We start from the raw sequence: 16,561 nt of genomic DNA, 5'->3' as shown, positions 1-16,561 counted from the left end.
ACTTCTGCGCCCTCTGCGTTCGGTTGTCTGGTTTGTTTTCCTACACCCTCACCGCTCCCCCGGCGGCACATACCAGCGCGTCGGCAGCAACTCCGGCTCCTCCAGCGCCTGCAGGCGCGCCCAGTGCAGGTCCGCATCGGCCACGAACAGGTCGCGCGCGATGGATTGCGCCAGCCGCCCCGCGCCGATCGCCAGGCCGGGGATGTCCCCGGCCAGCGCGCCCTGGCTCATCGTGCTGCCCCAGTTGAACAGGTGGATGCCCGCGAGGGCCTGCGCATGCGCTGCGCCGGACCCGCGCAGTTCGAAGCCGGGACCGAGATAGGGGAAGCGCGCCGCCTCCGGGTGCGCCGCCGCCTGCTCCGGCCGCACGTGCCGGGCCCAGGTGTCGATCGCATCGACGTAGCGGGCCAGTTCCGGGCGCTCCAGCAGGTCCACGTCGAAGCCGGTGCCGAAGAGGACCGCATCGAACTGCTCGCTGCCCTGCGGCGTCACGACGCGGACGCCATCGCGCTGCGGCTGCACGTCCAGCCACGGCGTCGCCAGGCGCGCGCCGAAGCCCGCATGCGCATCGCAGCGCCGCACGGTCTCCCACGGCGGCGGCACCTGCTCGTCGAAGATGTAGGTGTAGAAGCGCCACTTGCGCTGGTCATCGAGCGACTCATAGCCGCGGAAGAAGCCCGGGAACGAGGTCCACTTGCTCTTGTTCACCTGCGGCAGGAAGGGTCGGCGCGCGAACAGCTCCACGCGCGCGCCCGCCTCCAGCGCGCAGGCCGCATTGTCGAAGGCGGAGGCGCCCGCGCCCAGCACGCCGATCCGGCGCCCGCGCAGCGCCTCGAAGGGGATCGCGTCGGCGGAGTGGAACACGCGGCCGGCCGCCAGCGGGTCCTCGCGGCGCAGGGAGGAGAACGCAGGCCAGCGCGGGGCGCCGCTGCCTTCGCGCCCGAGGGCCAGCACCACCTTGCGCGCCCACACGGTCTCGGGGCCGGCGGCGGATTGCAGGCGGGCCCGCAGCAGCCCCGCCTCGTCCTCCAGCGAGACCAGCGAGACGCCGTTGTCCACGCGCAGGCCGACCGTGTCGCGCACCCACAGCAGGTAGTCGCGCCAGTCCAGCCGGCCCACCTTGTGCAGCGCCGCCCAGCCTGCCTCGCCGTGCTGCGCCTCGTACCAGGCGCGGAAGGTCAGGGAGGGGACGCCCAGGTCGGGGCCGGTCAGGTGCTTGGGGCTGCGCAGGGTGACCATGCGGGCATAGGTGCCCCAGGGCCCTTCCTCGCCGCGGGCGGCGCGGTCGATCACGCGCACGTTGGCGACGCCCTCGCGCAGCAGCGCGCAGGCGGCGGTCTGGCCGCACATGCCGGCGCCCACCACCAGCACGTCGAGCACGGCCTGACCTTGGGGACCCTCGGCGGACGGGACCCAGTTCGCGGGCGGCAGGTTCAGGCGGGCCAGGTCGGCGCGAGCATCGCGTGCCAGGCGCGCCAAAGCTTCGGGCTGGCGTTCGCTGGCGACGGACTGCGCCGGGACCGGCGGCAGTTCGGAGAAGGAGGGGATCACAGGCTGATAATCCGCGGATGACGATTCAACTGGACTGCTATTACAGCCTGTCATCGCCGTGGGCCTATTTTGCCGGGCCGCAGTTGCAGGACATCGTCCGCCGCCATCGCGTGAAGCTGGTGCTGAAGCCCTACGACTTCCAGGCCGTGGTGGTGCAGACCGGCGGCATCCCGATCCGCACGCGGCCGCCGGCGCGGCGCAGCTACCACGCCGAGGAACTGGCGCGCTGGCGCGACTACCTGGGCCTGCCGCTGAACCTCGAGCCGAAGCACTATCCGCAGTCCATGCCGGCGGACCCCGAGTGGAACAAGTACGCCGGCTGGATGGTGATCGCGGCGCAGCAGCAGGGGCTGGACGCCTTCGTGCTGTCGCACGCGCTGCTGCGAGCCCTGTGGGCGGAGGAGCGCGACACCTCGCTCGCGGACGTGCGCATCCGGGTCGCCGAGGAGAACGGCTACGACGGCGCGGCGCTGCAGGCGCTGGAGCGCTCGGAGGCCGTGCAGCAGCAATACCGTGCCTACAGCGAGGAAGCGGTGCGGCTGGGTGTGTTCGGCGCGCCCACCTTCATCATCCCCGGCCACCCGGAGCGCTGGTGGGGCCAGGACCGCCTCTTCTTCGTCGACCGCGCGCTCGCGCAGCTGCGACAGCGCGGATAATCGCCGCATGCGCATCCGCTTTACCAAGATGCAGGGCGCGGGCAACGACTTCGTCGTGCTCGACGAAACACGCCAGCGCCTGAACCTCGCGCCGGAGCAGTACCGGCAACTGGCCGACCGCCACTTCGGCGTCGGCGCCGACCAGATCCTGAGCGTGCGGCCGTCGCCGGCGCCGGGGGTCGATTTCGAATACGTGATCCACAACGCCGATGGCGGCCAGGTGGAGCAGTGCGGCAACGGCGCGCGCTGCTTCGCCCGCTACGTCGTCGACAAGGGGCTGGTGCGCGGCGAGCGCATCCGGGTGCAGACGCTGTCCGGCGTGATCGAGCCCCGGCTCAATGCCGATGGCCGGGTCACCGTGGACATGGGCGCGCCGGTGTTCGACCTGCCCGCCGTGCCCTTCGATGCGGCGGGCCTGAGCCCGCACCGCGACGGCCAGTGGCAGAAGTGGCATCTCGCGCTGGAGGTCGAGGCCGGCTCGGAGATCGTCGCCGTGGCGGTGCTCTCCATGGGCAACCCGCACGCGGTGCAGGAAGTGGCCGACGTGGAAGCCGCGCCGCTGTGCGTCCAGGGCCCCGAGATCGAGAACCACCCGCGCTTCCCGAAGCGCGTCAACGCCGGATTCATGCAGGTCGTGGACCGCGGCCGCATCAAGCTGCGGGTCTGGGAGCGCGGGGTGGGCGAGACGCTCGCGTGCGGCACCGGCGCCTGCGCCGCGGTGGTGGCCGGCATCCGGCTGGGCCGCCTGGGCCCGCGCGTGGACGTGGAGACCCGCGGCGGCCTGCTCACCATCGAATGGGCCGGCGGCGAGGCGCCCGTGTCCATGACGGGGCCGGCGGTGACCGTCTTCGAAGGCGAAATCGAACTGCAGGACTGAATAGGATGATGGCCCACGACCCGATGACCCCGATCACCGAAGACGACATCGCGAACTACCTGGTCAACAGCCCGGATTTCTTCGAGCGCCATGCGCAGCTGCTGGCCTCGGTGCAGCTCACCAGCCCGCACGGCAACCGCGCCGTGAGCCTGCAGGAGCGCCAGGCCGAGATGCTGCGCGACAAGATCAAGGCGCTGGAGCACCGCATCATGGACATGGTGCGGCACGGCAACGACAACATGGTGATCTCCGACCGGGTGCACCGCTGGGCCCGCGCGCTGCTGCTCGTGACGTCCTCGCGGGCCCTGCCGGCGACGCTGGTGACCGAACTGCAGAACCAGTTCATGGTGCCGCAGGTGGCGCTGAAGGTCTGGGAGGTGGACGAGCGCTACCGGGAAGAGCCCTTCGCGCAGGGCGTCAGCGAGGACGCCAGGGCCTTCGCCACCTCGCTCGCCCAGCCGTATTGCGGCGTGGTGACCGGCATCGAGGCCGTGGGCTGGCTGGAGCAGCCGGACACGGCGATGTCGCTGGCGCTGATCCCCCTGCGGGCCGGCGCGGTCAACGGGGTGGCGCCGGCCTTCGGCATGCTGGTGCTGGCCTCGCCCGACCCGCAGCGCTTCGAACCGGGCATGGCGACGGACTTCCTCGAGCGCATCGCCGAACTCGCGAGTGCCGCGCTGTCGCGGCTGCGCCCGCGCTGAGTGCCATGGACGACGGCGGGCTGGTCGAGAAGTACCTCGAACACGTCCGCGTGCAGAAGCGGCTGGCTGCGCGCACGGTCGAACTCTATGCACTGGACCTGCAGAAGCTGTCGGAGAACGCCGCGAAGGCGGGCGTGCCCCTTGGCGAGGTGCAGAACGCGCACGTGCGGCGCTGGGTCGCCCAGATGCATGCCGGGCGCCGCAGCGGCCGCGGCATCGCGCTGATCCTCTCCGGCTGGCGGGGCTTCTATGCCTGGCTGGGGCGCGAGGGGCTGGTCAAGAGCAATCCGGTGCAGGACGTGCGCGCGCCCAAGGCGGCGAAGCCCCTGCCCAAGGCGCTGAGTGTCGACGACGCGGTGCAGCTAGCCGAGTTCAGCGAGGACGCGGCCGATCCCTGGCTGGAAGCGCGCGATGCGGCGATCGTCGAACTGCTCTATGGCTGCGGCCTGCGCGTGGGCGAGCTGGTCGGCCTGGACGTGCAGGCCAGCGGCAGCGCGAAGGGCTGGATCGACGCGCAGGCCGGCGAGGCGCACGTGCTGGGCAAGGGCAGCAAGCGGCGCACCGTGCCGGTGGGGTCCAAGGCGCTGGAGGCGCTGCGGCACTGGCTGGACCAGCGTGCCGGGGGGCGGGCTGCGGGCGACGCCGCGCTGTTCATCGGCCGCAACGGCGGGCGCCTGAGCGCGCAGGCGATCTGGGCGCGCCTGAAGCGGCGCAGCCTGCAGGCGGGGCTGGCCACGCCGGTGCATCCGCACATGCTGCGGCATTCGTTCGCCAGCCACGTGCTGCAGTCGAGCGGCGACCTGCGGGCGGTGCAGGAGTTGCTGGGGCACGCGAACATCGGAACGACGCAGGTGTACACGCGGCTGGACTTCCAGCACCTGGCGAAGGCGTACGACGCGGCGCACCCGCGGGCGAAGCGGAAGTAGCCCCCGCCCGTCCTTCCTTCGCCGGCGGGACTCCAGCTACACCACCTGCTCGCGCAACGCCCTCTTCAAAACCTTTCCATTCGCATTCCGCGGCAGGGGCTCCGCCAGCCAGCTCCAGCCGTCCGGCGTCTTGTAGTCCGCCAGTTCCGTCCTGCAGCGCGCCACCAGTTCCGCCCGCAGCGAGCCGCGGTCGCTCGCGCCCGGCGCATACACGAAGGCGTGGATGCGTTCGCCCAGCACGGGGCAGGGCACGCCCACTGTCGCGGCTTCCTGCACCGCGGGATGGCCCACCAGGCAGTTTTCGACTTCCACCGAGAACACCTTGTAGCCGCCGCGGTTGATCATGTCCTTCTTGCGGTCGTGCACGCGCAGGTAGCCCTCCGCGTCCAGGGTGCCGATGTCGCCCGACTGCCAGTAGCCCGCCGCGAAGCCCTCGGCCGTGGCCTTGGGGTTGTCCCAGTAGCGCGGCACCACCATGGGGCCGCCGATCCACACCTCGCCCGGCGTGCCGCGCGGGACCTCGCGGCCCTGTTCGTCCATCACGCGGATGTCGGCGCAGGGCAGCGGCTTGCCCACCGCCTCCAGCACGTCGGAGCCGGGCGGGGTCATGGTTGCCGGCGAGGCGGTCTCGGTGGAGCCGTAGGCGTTGAACAGGCGGATGCCCGGGCAACTGGCGCGCAGGCCCTCGATGGTGGCCGGCGCCATGGGCGCACCGCCGAAGCCCGCCAGCCGCAGCGACGAAAGATCGGTTCCGCGCAGCGCCGGGTCGCGCAGCCACAGTGCGTACATCGCCGGCACCATCAGCGTGTAGGTGACGCGTTCGCGCGCGACCAGGGCCAGCGAGGCCGCCGCCTTGAAATCCGCCAGCAGCACCACGCTGCCGCCGACGCCGGCCATCGCGAGGATCAGCGCCACCAGCCCCGTGACGTGCGAGCCTGGCACGGCGAGCAGGCCGCACTCGCCCGCGCGGAGGCCGAGGCCATGGCGGTAGTGCAGCACCGAGTGGACCAGGTTCAGGTGCGCGAGCACCGCCCCCTTGGGCGCGCCGGTGGTGCCCGAGGTGTAGAGGATCACGGCCGCTTCCTCTTCGCCCGGGGCCGCGTCCATGAAGCCGGCGGTGGGCTGGTCCAGCAAGGTCTCCCAGCGCATCCAGCCGTCGCTGGCGCTGGCGCCGGGCAGGCACACGCGCTGCAGCGGCTCGCCGTCGGCGAGCGCCGGCGGCACCAGCATCATCATCACGGGGTCGGCGATCACGACCGAGGCGCGGCACTGGTTGAGGATGAAGGCGATGCCGGGGCCGGCCTCGCGCATGCTGACCGGCACCAGCACGGCCCCCAGCCGCAGCACCGCGTGGGTGGCGATCACGAACTCGGCGCGGTTCGGCGCCAGCAGCACGACCCGGTCCCCCGCCTTCACGTCCAGCCTGCGCAGCCCCACGGCGAGCCGGGTGCTCTCCTCGCGCAGGGCTCGCCAGTTCCAGCGGCGCGGGCCGTCCACGAGCGCGGGCGCGCCCGGGTCCCGCGCCTCGGCGGCGGCCAGCAGGGCCGGCAGGTGGGGCGGGCGTTCGGCGAAGCAGCGCAGCACGCGGTCGTCGAAATGCCGCTCGTCGCGGAGGAGGACTTCAGGCCAGTGATTGCGGTTCATGCGGACGCCCCTCCCGGCCTCCCTGCCGGGCGAAAGAGAGTTGTCGCACCCCGCCGGCGCGGGCGGCTCGGGACTTTCCCGAGTGGGAAATGGCTCAGGCGATGGGCAGGAGCGTGGACAGGCCGCCGGCCTTGGACAGCATGAACACGGCGCGCCGGCTGTCCGCGGGGGCACCCGCCAGCAGCATCTCGAGGCGGCCGAGCAGCTGGACGGGATCGGTGCCATCCATGGGGATCAGCCCCTGGGCGACGCGGACCTGGGCCGACCATTCGAGCGGATGCCCCTTGAAGGGCATCAGGCAGCGCGCCACGATGCGCGGCCCGGCCTCGGCCACTTCCTCGGCGTGCAGCGGCCCTTCCATCAGCACGCCGAAGCGGTGCTCCGACAGCCGCGCCACCGTGTCGATCTCGCGCGCCACCGACAGCAGCCGGCCCGCCACGCGCAGCGTGAGTTCGCGCGCCGAATCCGGATCGAAGTCGCGCCGGATCTGCTCGATGTTGGAGATGTCCACCAGCAGCATGGCGCTGCGGAATTTCAGCCGCTGCGAACGCGCGATCAGCCGCACCAGGCGCTCGTGGAAGACCGCGGCGTTGATGAGGCCGGTGGCGGGGTCGATGCGGTCCAGCCCGTGGATGCGTCGCACGTGCTCGCGCCGGTGCTGGCTGCGCAGCACCATCACCACCAGCAGGATCGGCAGTTCGATGGCGATCGCGATCTGCATGCCGTGCGTGGTCCAGAAGCCGATCGGCAGCAGGCCGGCGGTGCGCGCCAGCGGAAAGAGGGCGCCGATCGCGACGGGGGCCGCGCCCACCAGCAGCCAGGGCGCGTAGCGGTCGCCGCGCAGCGCGGTCCACGCCACGACGCCGAGCCCGGCCACGGTCTCGGCGACGAAGTAGGCGATGATGAAGCGCATGCGCTCGATCGTCTCCGGCGTGGACATCATGTAGGCCGCCAGCGGCAGCGACAGCAGGCCGCCGGTGACCATCAGGCGATAGAGCAGCCGCGAGCGTTCGCGCAGGGAGACCAGTTCGGCCAGGAACAGCTGCAGCGAGGCGATGGCGAACAGCGGCAGCACCTGCGGCGCGAGGTTGTTCCACCAGGTCGCGTTGCCCCACGCGTGCAGGCCGGCCACCCCCGTGATCGTCGCCTGGGTCAGCGCCATCAGCACCGCCGACATCGCGTACAGGGTGTAGACGTGGTCCTTCATGGTGATCGCGCCGCCCACGGACAGCATCACCGCGAGCGCCACCAGGCCGAAATAGATGCCCAGGGCGAGCGAGATGCGCTGCTCGCTGCGCATCACGTGCTGGTCGCTGACGAACTGCATGGGCGCGCCGAACATGGTGCCGTTCTTGACCCGCACGTAGTGCACCTGCGGCGTCTGCGGCGAGACGACGACCGGCACGATGGGGTGCCGGTGCGGAAGCGGCCAGTTGGCGACCGGCACGCTGTCGCCCGCCGAGCGCTCCGTCCACTCGCCCGCGGCGTTCTGCACGTACAGGGTGACCCGGTCCACGCCGGGATAAGGGACCTCGAGGTACCAGCGCTCCGTGGTGGGAGTCGGGGGCACGGTGAAGCGCACCCAGAGCACCCGGCCCTTGTCGAGCCGGTAGATCGTGCTCGGGTCGGTCGCGTGCCAGGGGGTGCGGGCGTCGGCGGCCACGTTGGCGATGGACTTGGCGCCGGTGTTGTCCACCCAGGCTTCGCCGCTCTGGGCCAGCATGACCGGCTGGCGGCCCGGATCGAATGCGAGCACGGGGCCGGCCGCGGCCCGGCCGGCCACGAGCGTCATGGCCAGCCACAGCAGCAGCACGAGCGCCCGGCACACCCGGGACCTCCACGCCATCGACGTTCTCCTTCCGGCAGTTCTGTTGCACATTCTTACGCCTGAGCTGCCAGTCGACAATAGGGGCATGAAAGTCATTCGGTTGCGGGAGGGTCGCGAGCGCTCGCTCTTGCGTCGCCACCCATGGATCTTCGATTCGGCGGTCGCCAAGGGGGGGGCCGACCCCGGGGAAACCGTCAGGGTGGAGGGGAACGACGGCCGCTTCCTGGCCTGGGCGGCGTTCAGCCCGCAGTCGAAGATCCGGGCGCGGGCCTGGAGCTTCGAGGAGGGGGACCGGATCGATCCCGCCTTCTTCCGCCGCCGGTTAAGCGAAGCGCTTAGTGCACGCCAGAGGCTTAAGGTGCCGAGCGATGGCGTGCGCCTGGTACACGGCGAATCGGACGGCCTGCCCGGTTTCGTCGTGGACCGCTACGGCGATGTCCTCGTCGCCCAGTTCCTGTCGGCCGGCGCCGAAAAATGGAAAAAAGTTCTCGCCGACACCCTGCTGGATGTCTCGGGAACGCAACGCCTGTACGAGCGTTCCGATGCCAGCGCCCGCGGCCTGGAGGGTTTGCCGGAGGTCAGCGGCTGGCTGCGGGGCGACGGTCCAACCGAGCTGGCGATCGCCGAATCCGGCTGGAAGTTCGGGCTGGACGTGGCCACCGGCCACAAGACCGGCTTCTACCTCGACCAGCGCGAGAACCGCGCCCGCTTCGCCGAGTGGGTGCGCAGGCTGGGGGCGCAGCGCGTCCTGAACTGCTATTGCTACACCGGCGGCTTCACCGTGGCGGCGCTGGCGGGCGGCGCCGGCGAGGTGACTTCGATCGATTCATCGGGGCCGGCGCTGGAGCGCGCCCGGGCCAACGTCGCCCTCAACGGCTTCGACCCGGGCCGGGCGGAATTCCTGGATGCGGACGTCAACGCCAGCCTGCGCCGCTTCGTGGAGGCCGGCCGCCAGTTCGACGCGATCGTGCTCGATCCGCCCAAGCTCGCGCCCACCGTGGCGCACGCGGAGCGGGCCGCGCGGGCCTACAAGGACATCAACCGGCTGGGGCTGAAGCTGCTGGCGCCGGGAGGCGTGCTGTTCACGTTCTCCTGCTCCGGCGGCATCTCGGCCGACCTGTTCCACAAGATCGTGGCCTCCGCCGGCACCGACGCCGTCGTCGACGGCTACATCGCCGACCACCTGGGCGCCGCCCCGGACCACCCGATGACGCTGGCGTTTCCCGAGGGGGAGTACCTCAAGGGGCTGGTGGTGATCAGGAAATAACAGCCGAAATCCGGACATCCGGACGCAGAGGGCGCGAAGGGTACGCAGAGGACGCAAAAGAAGGCAAAGAATCCCTTAGGGGATTTCCTTTGCGTTCTCTGCGTACCCTTTGTGTCCTCCGCGTCCGGATGTTCTCGCGGCGCTAAACTGGGCTCAGTCCCCATTCGTACCCCATCATGAGCCTCATCCCCGCCACCATCCTCACCGGCTTCCTCGGCTCCGGCAAGACGACACTGCTCAAGCGCGTGCTGGGCGAGGCGCACGGGCAGAAGATCGCCGTGATCGAAAACGAATTCGGCGAGGAGAACATCGACAACGACATCCTGGTCTCCGAGACGAAGGAACAGATCGTGCAGATGAGCAACGGCTGCATCTGCTGCACCATCCGCGAGGACCTGCGCGCCACTTTGCAGCTGCTGGCCGCCAAGAAGCGCAAGGGCATGCTCGATTTCGACCGCATCGTGATCGAGACCACCGGCCTGGCCGATCCCGGCCCGGTGGCGCAGACCTTCTTCATGGATGACGAGATCGCCGAGAGCTACCTGCTGGACTCGATCCTCACCCTGGTCGACGCCAAGCACGCCGACAAGCAGCTCGACGAGCGCCAGGAGGCGCGGCGGCAGGTGGGCTTCGCCGACCAGATCTTCATCAGCAAGACCGACCTGGTGGGCCAGGACGAGGTCGATGCCCTCACGCACCGCCTCAAGCACATGAACCCCCGCGCGCCCCAGCGGGCGGTGCACTTCGGCGACGTGCCGATCAAGGACGTGTTCGACCTGCGCGGCTTCAACCTCAACGCCAAGCTGGATATCGACCCGGACTTCCTCAAGGAGGAAGACGAGCACGAGCACCACCATCACGACGATCACGACCACGAGCACGGCGAGCACTGCGACCACCCGCACCACCATCGCCACGACGACGACGTCAAGAGCTTCGTGTTCCGCTCCGAGCGCGCCTTCGACCCGATGAAGCTGGAGGATTTCCTGGGCGCGATCGTCAACATCTACGGGCCCCGCATGCTGCGCTACAAGGGCGTGCTCCACATGAAGGGCACCGAGCGCAAGGTGATCTTCCAGGGCGTCCACCAGCTCATGGGAAGCGACCTGGGCCCCAAGTGGGCCGAGGGCGAGATGCGCCAGTCCAAGATGGTCTTCATCGGCATCGAGCTCCCCAAGGACATCTTTTTGCAGGGGCTCGAGCAGTGCCTTGTCTGACGCGCCGCCGCGGCGCGGTCTGAAACCCCGCCGGGCGGCCCCGGGGCTACGCTGGCGCCCTTCATGCACCAGCATCCGCCGCCCGTGTTTGTCTCAGTTCTGCAACTGGCCGTATCCGCCTGTCCATGGGCGGCACGGGCGCATCATGACGAAAAGGAGGTTCACGGTCGTGCAGAGCCGAACAATCAGGGTATAAATCGCGGTCATGACGGCGTTGCACCTAGAAAAAAAGGCTCGTTGGCGGAGTTCGCACCGCGGCCAGCCTGCGCCGACGCGAGGAGACGGGAAGTGAAGGCTCAGCCCAAGGCCGCTGCCAAGACCACGAAGAAGACCGCGGCGAAGGCTCTGCCTGCGTCCAAGACCGCCCCCAAGCCGGTCGCCAAGGCCGTCAAGCCCGCGGCCAAGACGGCGGCGGTGAAGACTCCTGCCAGGACGGCGGTCAAGGCCGTCGCGAAGGCGCCTGCCAAGCCGGCCGCCAAGGCCCCGGCGAAGACCCCTGCCAAGGCCGCTCCGGTCAAGGCGGCCAGGCCCGCGGAGAAGGCCGCGCCCAAGGCCGCCAAGACGACGGCCGGCAAGGTGGTCGGCGCGGTGGCGAAGGCGGTGGTCACGGGCGCCAAGGCAGTCGTCGCCGCCGCCAAGAAGATCCCTGCCAAGGCCAGCCCGGTTCCCGCAAAGACCGCGCCGCCCAAGGCAGCCCAACCACCCGCGGCACCCGCACCCGCCGCAGCGAAGCCGGCCCCCGTGTCCGCGCAAGTCCCGAGGCCGGCGCCTGCCGCGCCGCGGGCCGCGCAGCCACCGGTCGTCAGCGCGCCCGCCGCTCCGGGTGCCGCCAAGGCAAGCTATATCCCCATGGCCACCCAATCCGTACTGACGCCCCCGCCGGTCGTCGCCATCAAGAAAGACCCGAAATTGGCGAACAACTGGAAGACCAAGTCCGCAGAAGAGCTCACGGATGAAGAAGTGCTCGCCATGCCGGACACCGAGTACATGAACGAGAAGCAGATGGCGTACTTCCGCCTGAAGCTGCTGCAGCTCAAACAGGACATCCTCAATAGCGCCGGCGAGACCACCGAGCACCTGCGCGAGGACACGGTGATCGTCCCCGATCCGGCCGACCGCGCCACGATCGAGGAGGAGCACGCGCTCGAACTGCGCACCCGCGACCGCGAGCGCAAGCTGCTGAAGAAGATCGAGCAGTCCATCGCCCGCATCGACGCCGGCGACTACGGCTACTGCGACGAGACGGGCGAGCCGATCGGCGTCGGCCGCCTGCTGGCGCGCCCCACGGCGACCCTGTCGCTCGAGGCGCAGCAGCGCCGCGAGTTGAAGCAGAAGATGTTCGGGGACTGACCCCTCCCTCGCTGACTCCTGCAGTACTCGCAACCGTCCATGCCGCAGAAAGACGATTCCGCGCCCAGTGGGTTGCTGTCCAGGGTGGTGCGGTTCGTCAAGAGTCCCGCCACCGCCTGGGGAGAGGGCAGCTCCGAAGCCGAGGGTGACCGCGAAAGCTCGTACTCCAAGCAGATGCTCAAGGAGATGATCGAGCGCAAGCGGCGCAACGACTTCGTGCGCAAGCGCGAGTTCGACATGCTGCGCAAGATGCGCCGCAGCGAGGTGCTGGCCGGGCAGGACCTGGGCCTGCGCCCGTCCTTCTTCCAGAGCTCGATGCCGTCCAAGCCGGACGACCGCGCCACCACGCTGAAGAAGATCGACGAGATCGAGGCGCAGATGTCCATGCAGTGGTGGAAGACCAAGCACGGCGGGCAGTCGCAGCAGCCCGCGAGCACGGGCTTCACCATGTCCTCGCACATGCCGCCCGAAGCGGTGCAGCAGCAGCCCGGGCCGGCCGCGACTTCCTATTCGCGCACCGCGCCGCAGCAACTGGGCACTGCGCCCACTGCGGCGACGCCGTTGCAGCAGCAGCCGCTGATGGAGTCGGTGCTGCCGAGGGGAGTGGCGCAGGCAGGCGGCATGGCGCCCCAGCCCGCAGCTGCCGCACGGCCCGCTGGCAGCGCGCCTGGGGCACCGGCGCGTCCGGCCGCCGCGGCGCCGCTGGACGGCGCAGCCGGTGCGCCCGCTGCGGCGCCGCCCCGCAACGACGCTGCCATCGCCGGCTCGCCGAGCGTGCCGAGCGTGTTCTCGCAATCCAAGCAGTATGCGATCCAGGTCGAGGAATTCGCCCACGACCCGGAACTGGAGGAGGCCTCGATCCGCTTCGCCAACGGCGACGACGAGGGCGCCGAGGCCGGCCTGCTGGAGGTGCTGGCCCCGCAGGGCTCGCGCGTGAACCACGACGAGACCTGGCTCACGCTGTTCGACCTCTATCGCGCCACCGGCAAGCAGGACCGCTTCGAGACCGCGGCCATCGAGTTCGCCGGTCGCTTCGGCCGTTCCGCCCCGCAGTGGTTCTCGATGCCCGCGATCGTGGGCCGCCTCAGCGCGCCGAGCACCATGGCGCCCTTGACCCCCGGCCAGACGGCGGCCGACTGGAATTCGCCGGCGATCTTCGGTTCGCAGACGGTCGCGGCGCTGAGCGCGGCGCTCGCGCGCGCCCCGCAGCCGTTCAAGCTGAACTGGACCAAGCTGAACTCCATCGTCGAATCGGCGATCGAGCCGCTCACCCGCCTGTTCACGCAATGGGCCGGCCAGTCCCTGCAGCTGCGCTTCATCGGCGGCGAGGCGCTGGAAAAGGTGCTGAAGGACAACACGCCCTCGGGCGACCGCGGCGTCAACCCCGCGTGGTGGAAGCTGCGCATGGAAATCCTGCGCGTGATGCACCGGCCGGACGAATTCGAGCTGGTCGCCCTGGACTACTGCGTGACCTACGAGGTCTCGCCGCCCTCGTGGGAAAGCGCACGCTGCGAGTTCAAGTCCATGCAGCCGGACGGCAGCCTCGCCACGCGCAACACCATCGTGGGCGAGGCCTTCCACGAGTCGGTCATGTCCAGCATCATGACCTACGGCGATTCGCAGCTGGCGGCAGTGACGTCGCAGATGTCCAGCGTGGCCACCGTGGAGTTCTCGGGCCAGGTGCTGGGCGACGGCAAGGAAGCGCTGGAGTTGCTGGACGCCAAGCTCGGCGACGCCGACGTGATGATCATCAACTGCGCCCGCCTGATGCGCATCGACTTCACCGCGGCGGGCACGCTGCTGAACTGGGTGACCGCCCGCGTATCGGAAGGCCGCCAGGTGCAGTTCGTCGAAGTGCACCGCCTGGTCGCCGCGTTCTACAACGTCATCGGCATCAGCGAGCACGCGCGCATCGGCATCCGGACCGACTGAGCCTGCCGCCCGTCCGGCGGCTTCGATGACAAAATGACTTGAGAAGGCGCAGGGCGCCCCAAGCTCTTCCTTTTGTCACCTCATCCCCCATGGAACAGTTTCACGGCACGACCATCGTCAGCGTGCGGCGCAAGGCCGCCGACGGCCGCTGGCAGGTGGCGATCGGCGGCGACGGCCAGGTGACCCTGGGCAACATCGTCATCAAGGGATCCGCCCGCAAGGTCCGCAAGCTCTACCACGACAAGGTGCTGGCCGGCTTCGCCGGCGCGACCGCGGACGCCTTCACGCTGTTCGAGCGCTTCGAGGGCAAGCTGGAGAAGCACCAGGGCCACCTCGTGCGCGCCGCGATCGAGCTCACCAAGGACTGGCGCACCGACCGCGTGCTGCGTCGACTGGAGGCCATGCTGGCCGTGGCCGACCGCGAGTCCTCGCTGATCATCACCGGCAACGGCGACGTGCTCGAGCCCGAGCACGGCATCGTCTCCATCGGCTCGGGCGGCGGCTACGCGCAGGCCTCGGCGCGCGCGCTGCTGGAGAACACCGAGCTAGGCGCGCGCGACATCGTCAAGAAGTCGCTCGAGATCGCGGGCGAGCTGTGCATCTACACCAACATGAACCACACGATCGAGGTGCTGGAATGAGCTCCATGACGCCCCAGGAGATCGTCTCGGAGCTGGATCGCCACATCGTGGGCCAGCACCAGGCCAAGCGCGCCGTGGCGATCGCCCTGCGCAACCGCTGGCGCCGCCAGCAGGTCGAGGAGAAGCTGCGCCCCGAGATCACGCCGAAGAACATCCTGATGATCGGCCCGACCGGCGTCGGCAAGACCGAGATCGCGCGCCGGCTGGCCAAGCTCGCCGATGCGCCCTTCATCAAGGTGGAGGCGACCAAGTTCACCGAGGTGGGCTACGTCGGCAAGGACGTCGATTCGATCGTGCGCGACCTCGCGGAGATGGCGGTGAAGCAGACGCGCATCGCCGAGATGCGCAAGGTGCGCACCCGCGCCGAAGACGCCGCCGAGGAACGCATCCTCGGCGTGCTGGTGCCGCCGGCGCGCGGCGAGGAGCCCGGCGAGAACACGGCGCGGCAGGTCTTCCGCAAGAAGCTGCGCCAGGGCGAGCTCGACGACAAGGACATCGAGATCGACGTGGCGGAGCCGAAGCCGCAGCTGGAGATCATGGGTCCGCCCGGCATGGAGGACATGACCGAGCAGCTGCGCGGCCTCTTCACGCAATTCGGCGGCACCAAGCGCAAGAGTCGCAAGCTCAAGATCGGCGAGGCGATGAAGCTGCTGGTCGACGAGGAGGCGGCCGGCATGGTCAACGAGGACGAGATCAAGGCGGCCGCGATCCAGAACGCGGAGCAGAACGGCATCGTCTTCATCGACGAGATCGACAAGGTCGCGTCGCGCAGCGAGGCCGCCGGCGCCGACGTGTCGCGCCAGGGCGTGCAGCGCGACCTGCTGCCGCTGGTGGAAGGCACGACCGTCTCCACCAAGTACGGGCCGATCCGCACCGACCACATCCTGTTCATCGCCAGCGGCGCCTTCCACCTGTCCAAGCCGAGCGACCTCATCCCGGAACTGCAGGGCCGCTTCCCGATCCGGGTGGAGCTCGGCTCGCTGTCGGTGCAGGACTTCGAGGCCATCCTCACGACCACGCACGCCTCGCTGGTCAAGCAGTACCAGGCGCTGCTGGCGACCGAGAACGTGCAGCTCACGTTCCAGCCCGAAGGCATCACGCGGCTGGCGCAGATCGCCTACGAGGTCAACGAGCGGACCGAGAACATCGGCGCCCGGCGGCTTTCGACGGTGATGGAGCGCCTGCTGGACGAGGTGAGCTTCGAGGCGACCCGGCTCGAAGGCCAGTCTGTGACGATCGACGCGGCCTACGTGGACGCGCGCCTCAGCGAGCTGAGCCGCAACGAGGACCTGTCGCGGTACATCCTCTGATTCCGTGAGGATTCACATGCAGAGCCTCACGTAAGTGCTTGCTCTGGAACGGTTTTTTCGGCGGCCTCGGGCCGCCGAATCGCTTCTAAGTGCTTGATTTCATTGCCAATTCTTACCGCCGCTCCCTTGCGATCCCCCTTTTTCCTGCTACAGTGCAAAAAAGTGCAATGAAGTGGGGGATTGTGGGAGTTCCCGCCGCGATTTGCGGTTTCGCAGTGAGGGCAGAACAAGGTGTTCCAGGGCGCGTCGTCGCTGAATCTCGATGCCAAGGGGCGGCTGTCCATGCCGACCCGGCATCGTGACGTCCTGGCCGCCACCGCCGCCAACCAGCTCACGATCACCCGCCACCCCCACGGCTGCCTGATGGTCTTCCCGCGGCCGGAATGGGAAAAATTTCGTGACCGCATCGCGCAGCTCCCCATGGACGCGCAGTGGTGGAAGAGAATCTTTCTGGGCAACGCCCAGGACGTGGAGCTGGATTCGACCGGCCGCGTGCTGGTGGCGCCCGAACTGCGTGCCGCGACCGGCATCGAGAAGGAAACGATGCTGCTGGGAATGGGAACGCACTTCGAGCTTTGGGACAAGGCGACCTACGAGGCGAAGGAGGCCGAGGCCATGCGCGGCGGAATGCCCGAAGCCTTCAAGGACTTCTCTTTCTGAA

At 69.5% G+C, this 16,561-nt stretch carries 14 protein-coding genes; 11 read left to right on the top strand and 3 right to left on the bottom strand.

Annotation, left to right across the window (positions count from 1 at the left end):
- Nucleotides 1-48 precede the first annotated feature (48 nt).
- On the bottom strand, nt 49-1,551 hold the full coding sequence (locus tag JJ685_RS07485) for an FAD/NAD(P)-binding protein (RefSeq protein ID WP_201673549.1): 1,503 nt from the start codon (nt 1,549-1,551) through the stop codon (nt 49-51).
- A 17-nt stretch (nt 1,552-1,568) separates the two neighbouring features.
- On the opposite strand from JJ685_RS07485, the gene JJ685_RS07480 reads away from it, so the two are divergent.
- Genes JJ685_RS07480 through JJ685_RS07465 form a run of 4 tightly spaced genes read left to right on the top strand, consistent with a single transcriptional unit; the run spans nt 1,569 to nt 4,711 of the window.
- Nucleotides 1,569-2,207, top strand: a complete 639-nt coding sequence (locus JJ685_RS07480) for a 2-hydroxychromene-2-carboxylate isomerase (RefSeq protein ID WP_201673548.1) — start codon at nt 1,569-1,571, stop codon at nt 2,205-2,207.
- A gap of 7 nt (nt 2,208-2,214) precedes the next feature.
- Nucleotides 2,215-3,084 (top strand): diaminopimelate epimerase, encoded by an 870-nt coding sequence (gene dapF / locus JJ685_RS07475; RefSeq protein ID WP_201673547.1) that lies wholly within the window; start codon nt 2,215-2,217, stop codon nt 3,082-3,084.
- A gap of 8 nt (nt 3,085-3,092) precedes the next feature.
- Nucleotides 3,093-3,785, top strand: coding sequence for a DUF484 family protein (locus tag JJ685_RS07470; RefSeq protein ID WP_201673546.1), 693 nt, complete (start codon nt 3,093-3,095; stop codon nt 3,783-3,785).
- A 5-nt stretch (nt 3,786-3,790) separates the two neighbouring features.
- Nucleotides 3,791-4,711 carry a tyrosine recombinase XerC gene (locus JJ685_RS07465; RefSeq protein WP_201673545.1) on the top strand — a complete coding sequence of 307 codons (921 nt, stop codon included), beginning with the start codon at nt 3,791-3,793 and terminating at the stop codon, nt 4,709-4,711.
- A 36-nt stretch (nt 4,712-4,747) separates the two neighbouring features.
- On the opposite strand, the gene JJ685_RS07460 is transcribed toward JJ685_RS07465, so the two are convergent.
- Nucleotides 4,748-6,355: a class I adenylate-forming enzyme family protein gene (locus JJ685_RS07460; protein ID WP_201673544.1), complete on the bottom strand. Its 1,608-nt coding sequence runs from the start codon at nt 6,353-6,355 to the stop codon at nt 4,748-4,750.
- 94 nt (nt 6,356-6,449) lie between these two features.
- A complete protein-coding gene (locus tag JJ685_RS07455; protein WP_201673543.1) occupies nt 6,450-8,201 on the bottom strand; it encodes a sensor domain-containing diguanylate cyclase in 1,752 nt (583 codons plus the stop codon).
- 67 nt (nt 8,202-8,268) lie between these two features.
- Here JJ685_RS07455 and JJ685_RS07450 point away from each other — a divergent pair, with 67 nt between their 5' ends.
- The 7 genes from JJ685_RS07450 to mraZ all read left to right on the top strand — a co-directional run bounded on the left by JJ685_RS07450 (nt 8,269) and on the right by mraZ (nt 16,560).
- The gene (locus tag JJ685_RS07450) at nt 8,269-9,450 is read left to right on the top strand and encodes a class I SAM-dependent rRNA methyltransferase (protein WP_201673542.1); all 1,182 of its coding nucleotides are present in this window, start codon (nt 8,269-8,271) and stop codon (nt 9,448-9,450) included.
- Between the two features lie 176 nt (nt 9,451-9,626).
- The gene (locus JJ685_RS07445) at nt 9,627-10,667 is read left to right on the top strand and encodes a CobW family GTP-binding protein (protein ID WP_201673541.1); all 1,041 of its coding nucleotides are present in this window, start codon (nt 9,627-9,629) and stop codon (nt 10,665-10,667) included.
- 288 nt (nt 10,668-10,955) lie between these two features.
- Complete coding sequence (dksA, locus tag JJ685_RS07440) at nt 10,956-12,017, top strand: RNA polymerase-binding protein DksA (protein WP_408015455.1); 1,062 nt, start codon at nt 10,956-10,958, stop codon at nt 12,015-12,017.
- Between the two features lie 39 nt (nt 12,018-12,056).
- Nucleotides 12,057-13,949: an STAS domain-containing protein gene (locus JJ685_RS07435; protein WP_201673539.1), complete on the top strand. Its 1,893-nt coding sequence runs from the start codon at nt 12,057-12,059 to the stop codon at nt 13,947-13,949.
- An 89-nt stretch (nt 13,950-14,038) separates the two neighbouring features.
- Nucleotides 14,039-14,590 carry an ATP-dependent protease subunit HslV gene (gene hslV, locus JJ685_RS07430; RefSeq protein WP_201673538.1) on the top strand — a complete coding sequence of 184 codons (552 nt, stop codon included), beginning with the start codon at nt 14,039-14,041 and terminating at the stop codon, nt 14,588-14,590.
- The gene (gene hslU, locus JJ685_RS07425) at nt 14,587-15,900 is read left to right on the top strand and encodes an ATP-dependent protease ATPase subunit HslU (protein ID WP_201673537.1); all 1,314 of its coding nucleotides are present in this window, start codon (nt 14,587-14,589) and stop codon (nt 15,898-15,900) included. Before hslV ends, hslU begins: the two co-directional genes overlap by 4 nt.
- A gap of 231 nt (nt 15,901-16,131) precedes the next feature.
- On the top strand, nt 16,132-16,560 hold the full coding sequence (mraZ, locus tag JJ685_RS07420) for a division/cell wall cluster transcriptional repressor MraZ (RefSeq protein WP_201673536.1): 429 nt from the start codon (nt 16,132-16,134) through the stop codon (nt 16,558-16,560).
- The last annotated feature ends 1 nt before the right edge of the window (nt 16,561 follow it).

Origin of the sequence: Ramlibacter monticola, assembly GCF_016722785.1 — a bacterium.
Lineage (GTDB): Bacteria > Pseudomonadota > Gammaproteobacteria > Burkholderiales > Burkholderiaceae_C > Ramlibacter > Ramlibacter monticola.
Note: the sequence above shows the minus strand (reverse complement) of the source record. Positions and strands in the feature narration are given on the sequence as shown.

What these genes read in the sequence shown, in the direction of transcription:
- JJ685_RS07480 (WP_201673548.1), top strand. Translation starts at nt 1,569, where the DNA reads ATGACGATTCAACTGGACTGCTATTACAGCCTGTCATCGCCGTGGGCC.
- dapF (WP_201673547.1), top strand. Translation starts at nt 2,215, where the DNA reads ATGCGCATCCGCTTTACCAAGATGCAGGGCGCGGGCAACGACTTCGTC.
- JJ685_RS07470 (WP_201673546.1), top strand. Translation starts at nt 3,093, where the DNA reads ATGGCCCACGACCCGATGACCCCGATCACCGAAGACGACATCGCGAAC.
- JJ685_RS07465 (WP_201673545.1), top strand. Translation starts at nt 3,791, where the DNA reads ATGGACGACGGCGGGCTGGTCGAGAAGTACCTCGAACACGTCCGCGTG.
- JJ685_RS07460 (WP_201673544.1), bottom strand. Translation starts at nt 6,355, where the DNA reads ATGAACCGCAATCACTGGCCTGAAGTCCTCCTCCGCGACGAGCGGCAT.
- JJ685_RS07455 (WP_201673543.1), bottom strand. Translation starts at nt 8,201, where the DNA reads ATGGCGTGGAGGTCCCGGGTGTGCCGGGCGCTCGTGCTGCTGCTGTGG.
- JJ685_RS07450 (WP_201673542.1), top strand. Translation starts at nt 8,269, where the DNA reads ATGAAAGTCATTCGGTTGCGGGAGGGTCGCGAGCGCTCGCTCTTGCGT.
- JJ685_RS07445 (WP_201673541.1), top strand. Translation starts at nt 9,627, where the DNA reads ATGAGCCTCATCCCCGCCACCATCCTCACCGGCTTCCTCGGCTCCGGC.
- JJ685_RS07435 (WP_201673539.1), top strand. Translation starts at nt 12,057, where the DNA reads ATGCCGCAGAAAGACGATTCCGCGCCCAGTGGGTTGCTGTCCAGGGTG.
- hslV (WP_201673538.1), top strand. Translation starts at nt 14,039, where the DNA reads ATGGAACAGTTTCACGGCACGACCATCGTCAGCGTGCGGCGCAAGGCC.
- hslU (WP_201673537.1), top strand. Translation starts at nt 14,587, where the DNA reads ATGAGCTCCATGACGCCCCAGGAGATCGTCTCGGAGCTGGATCGCCAC.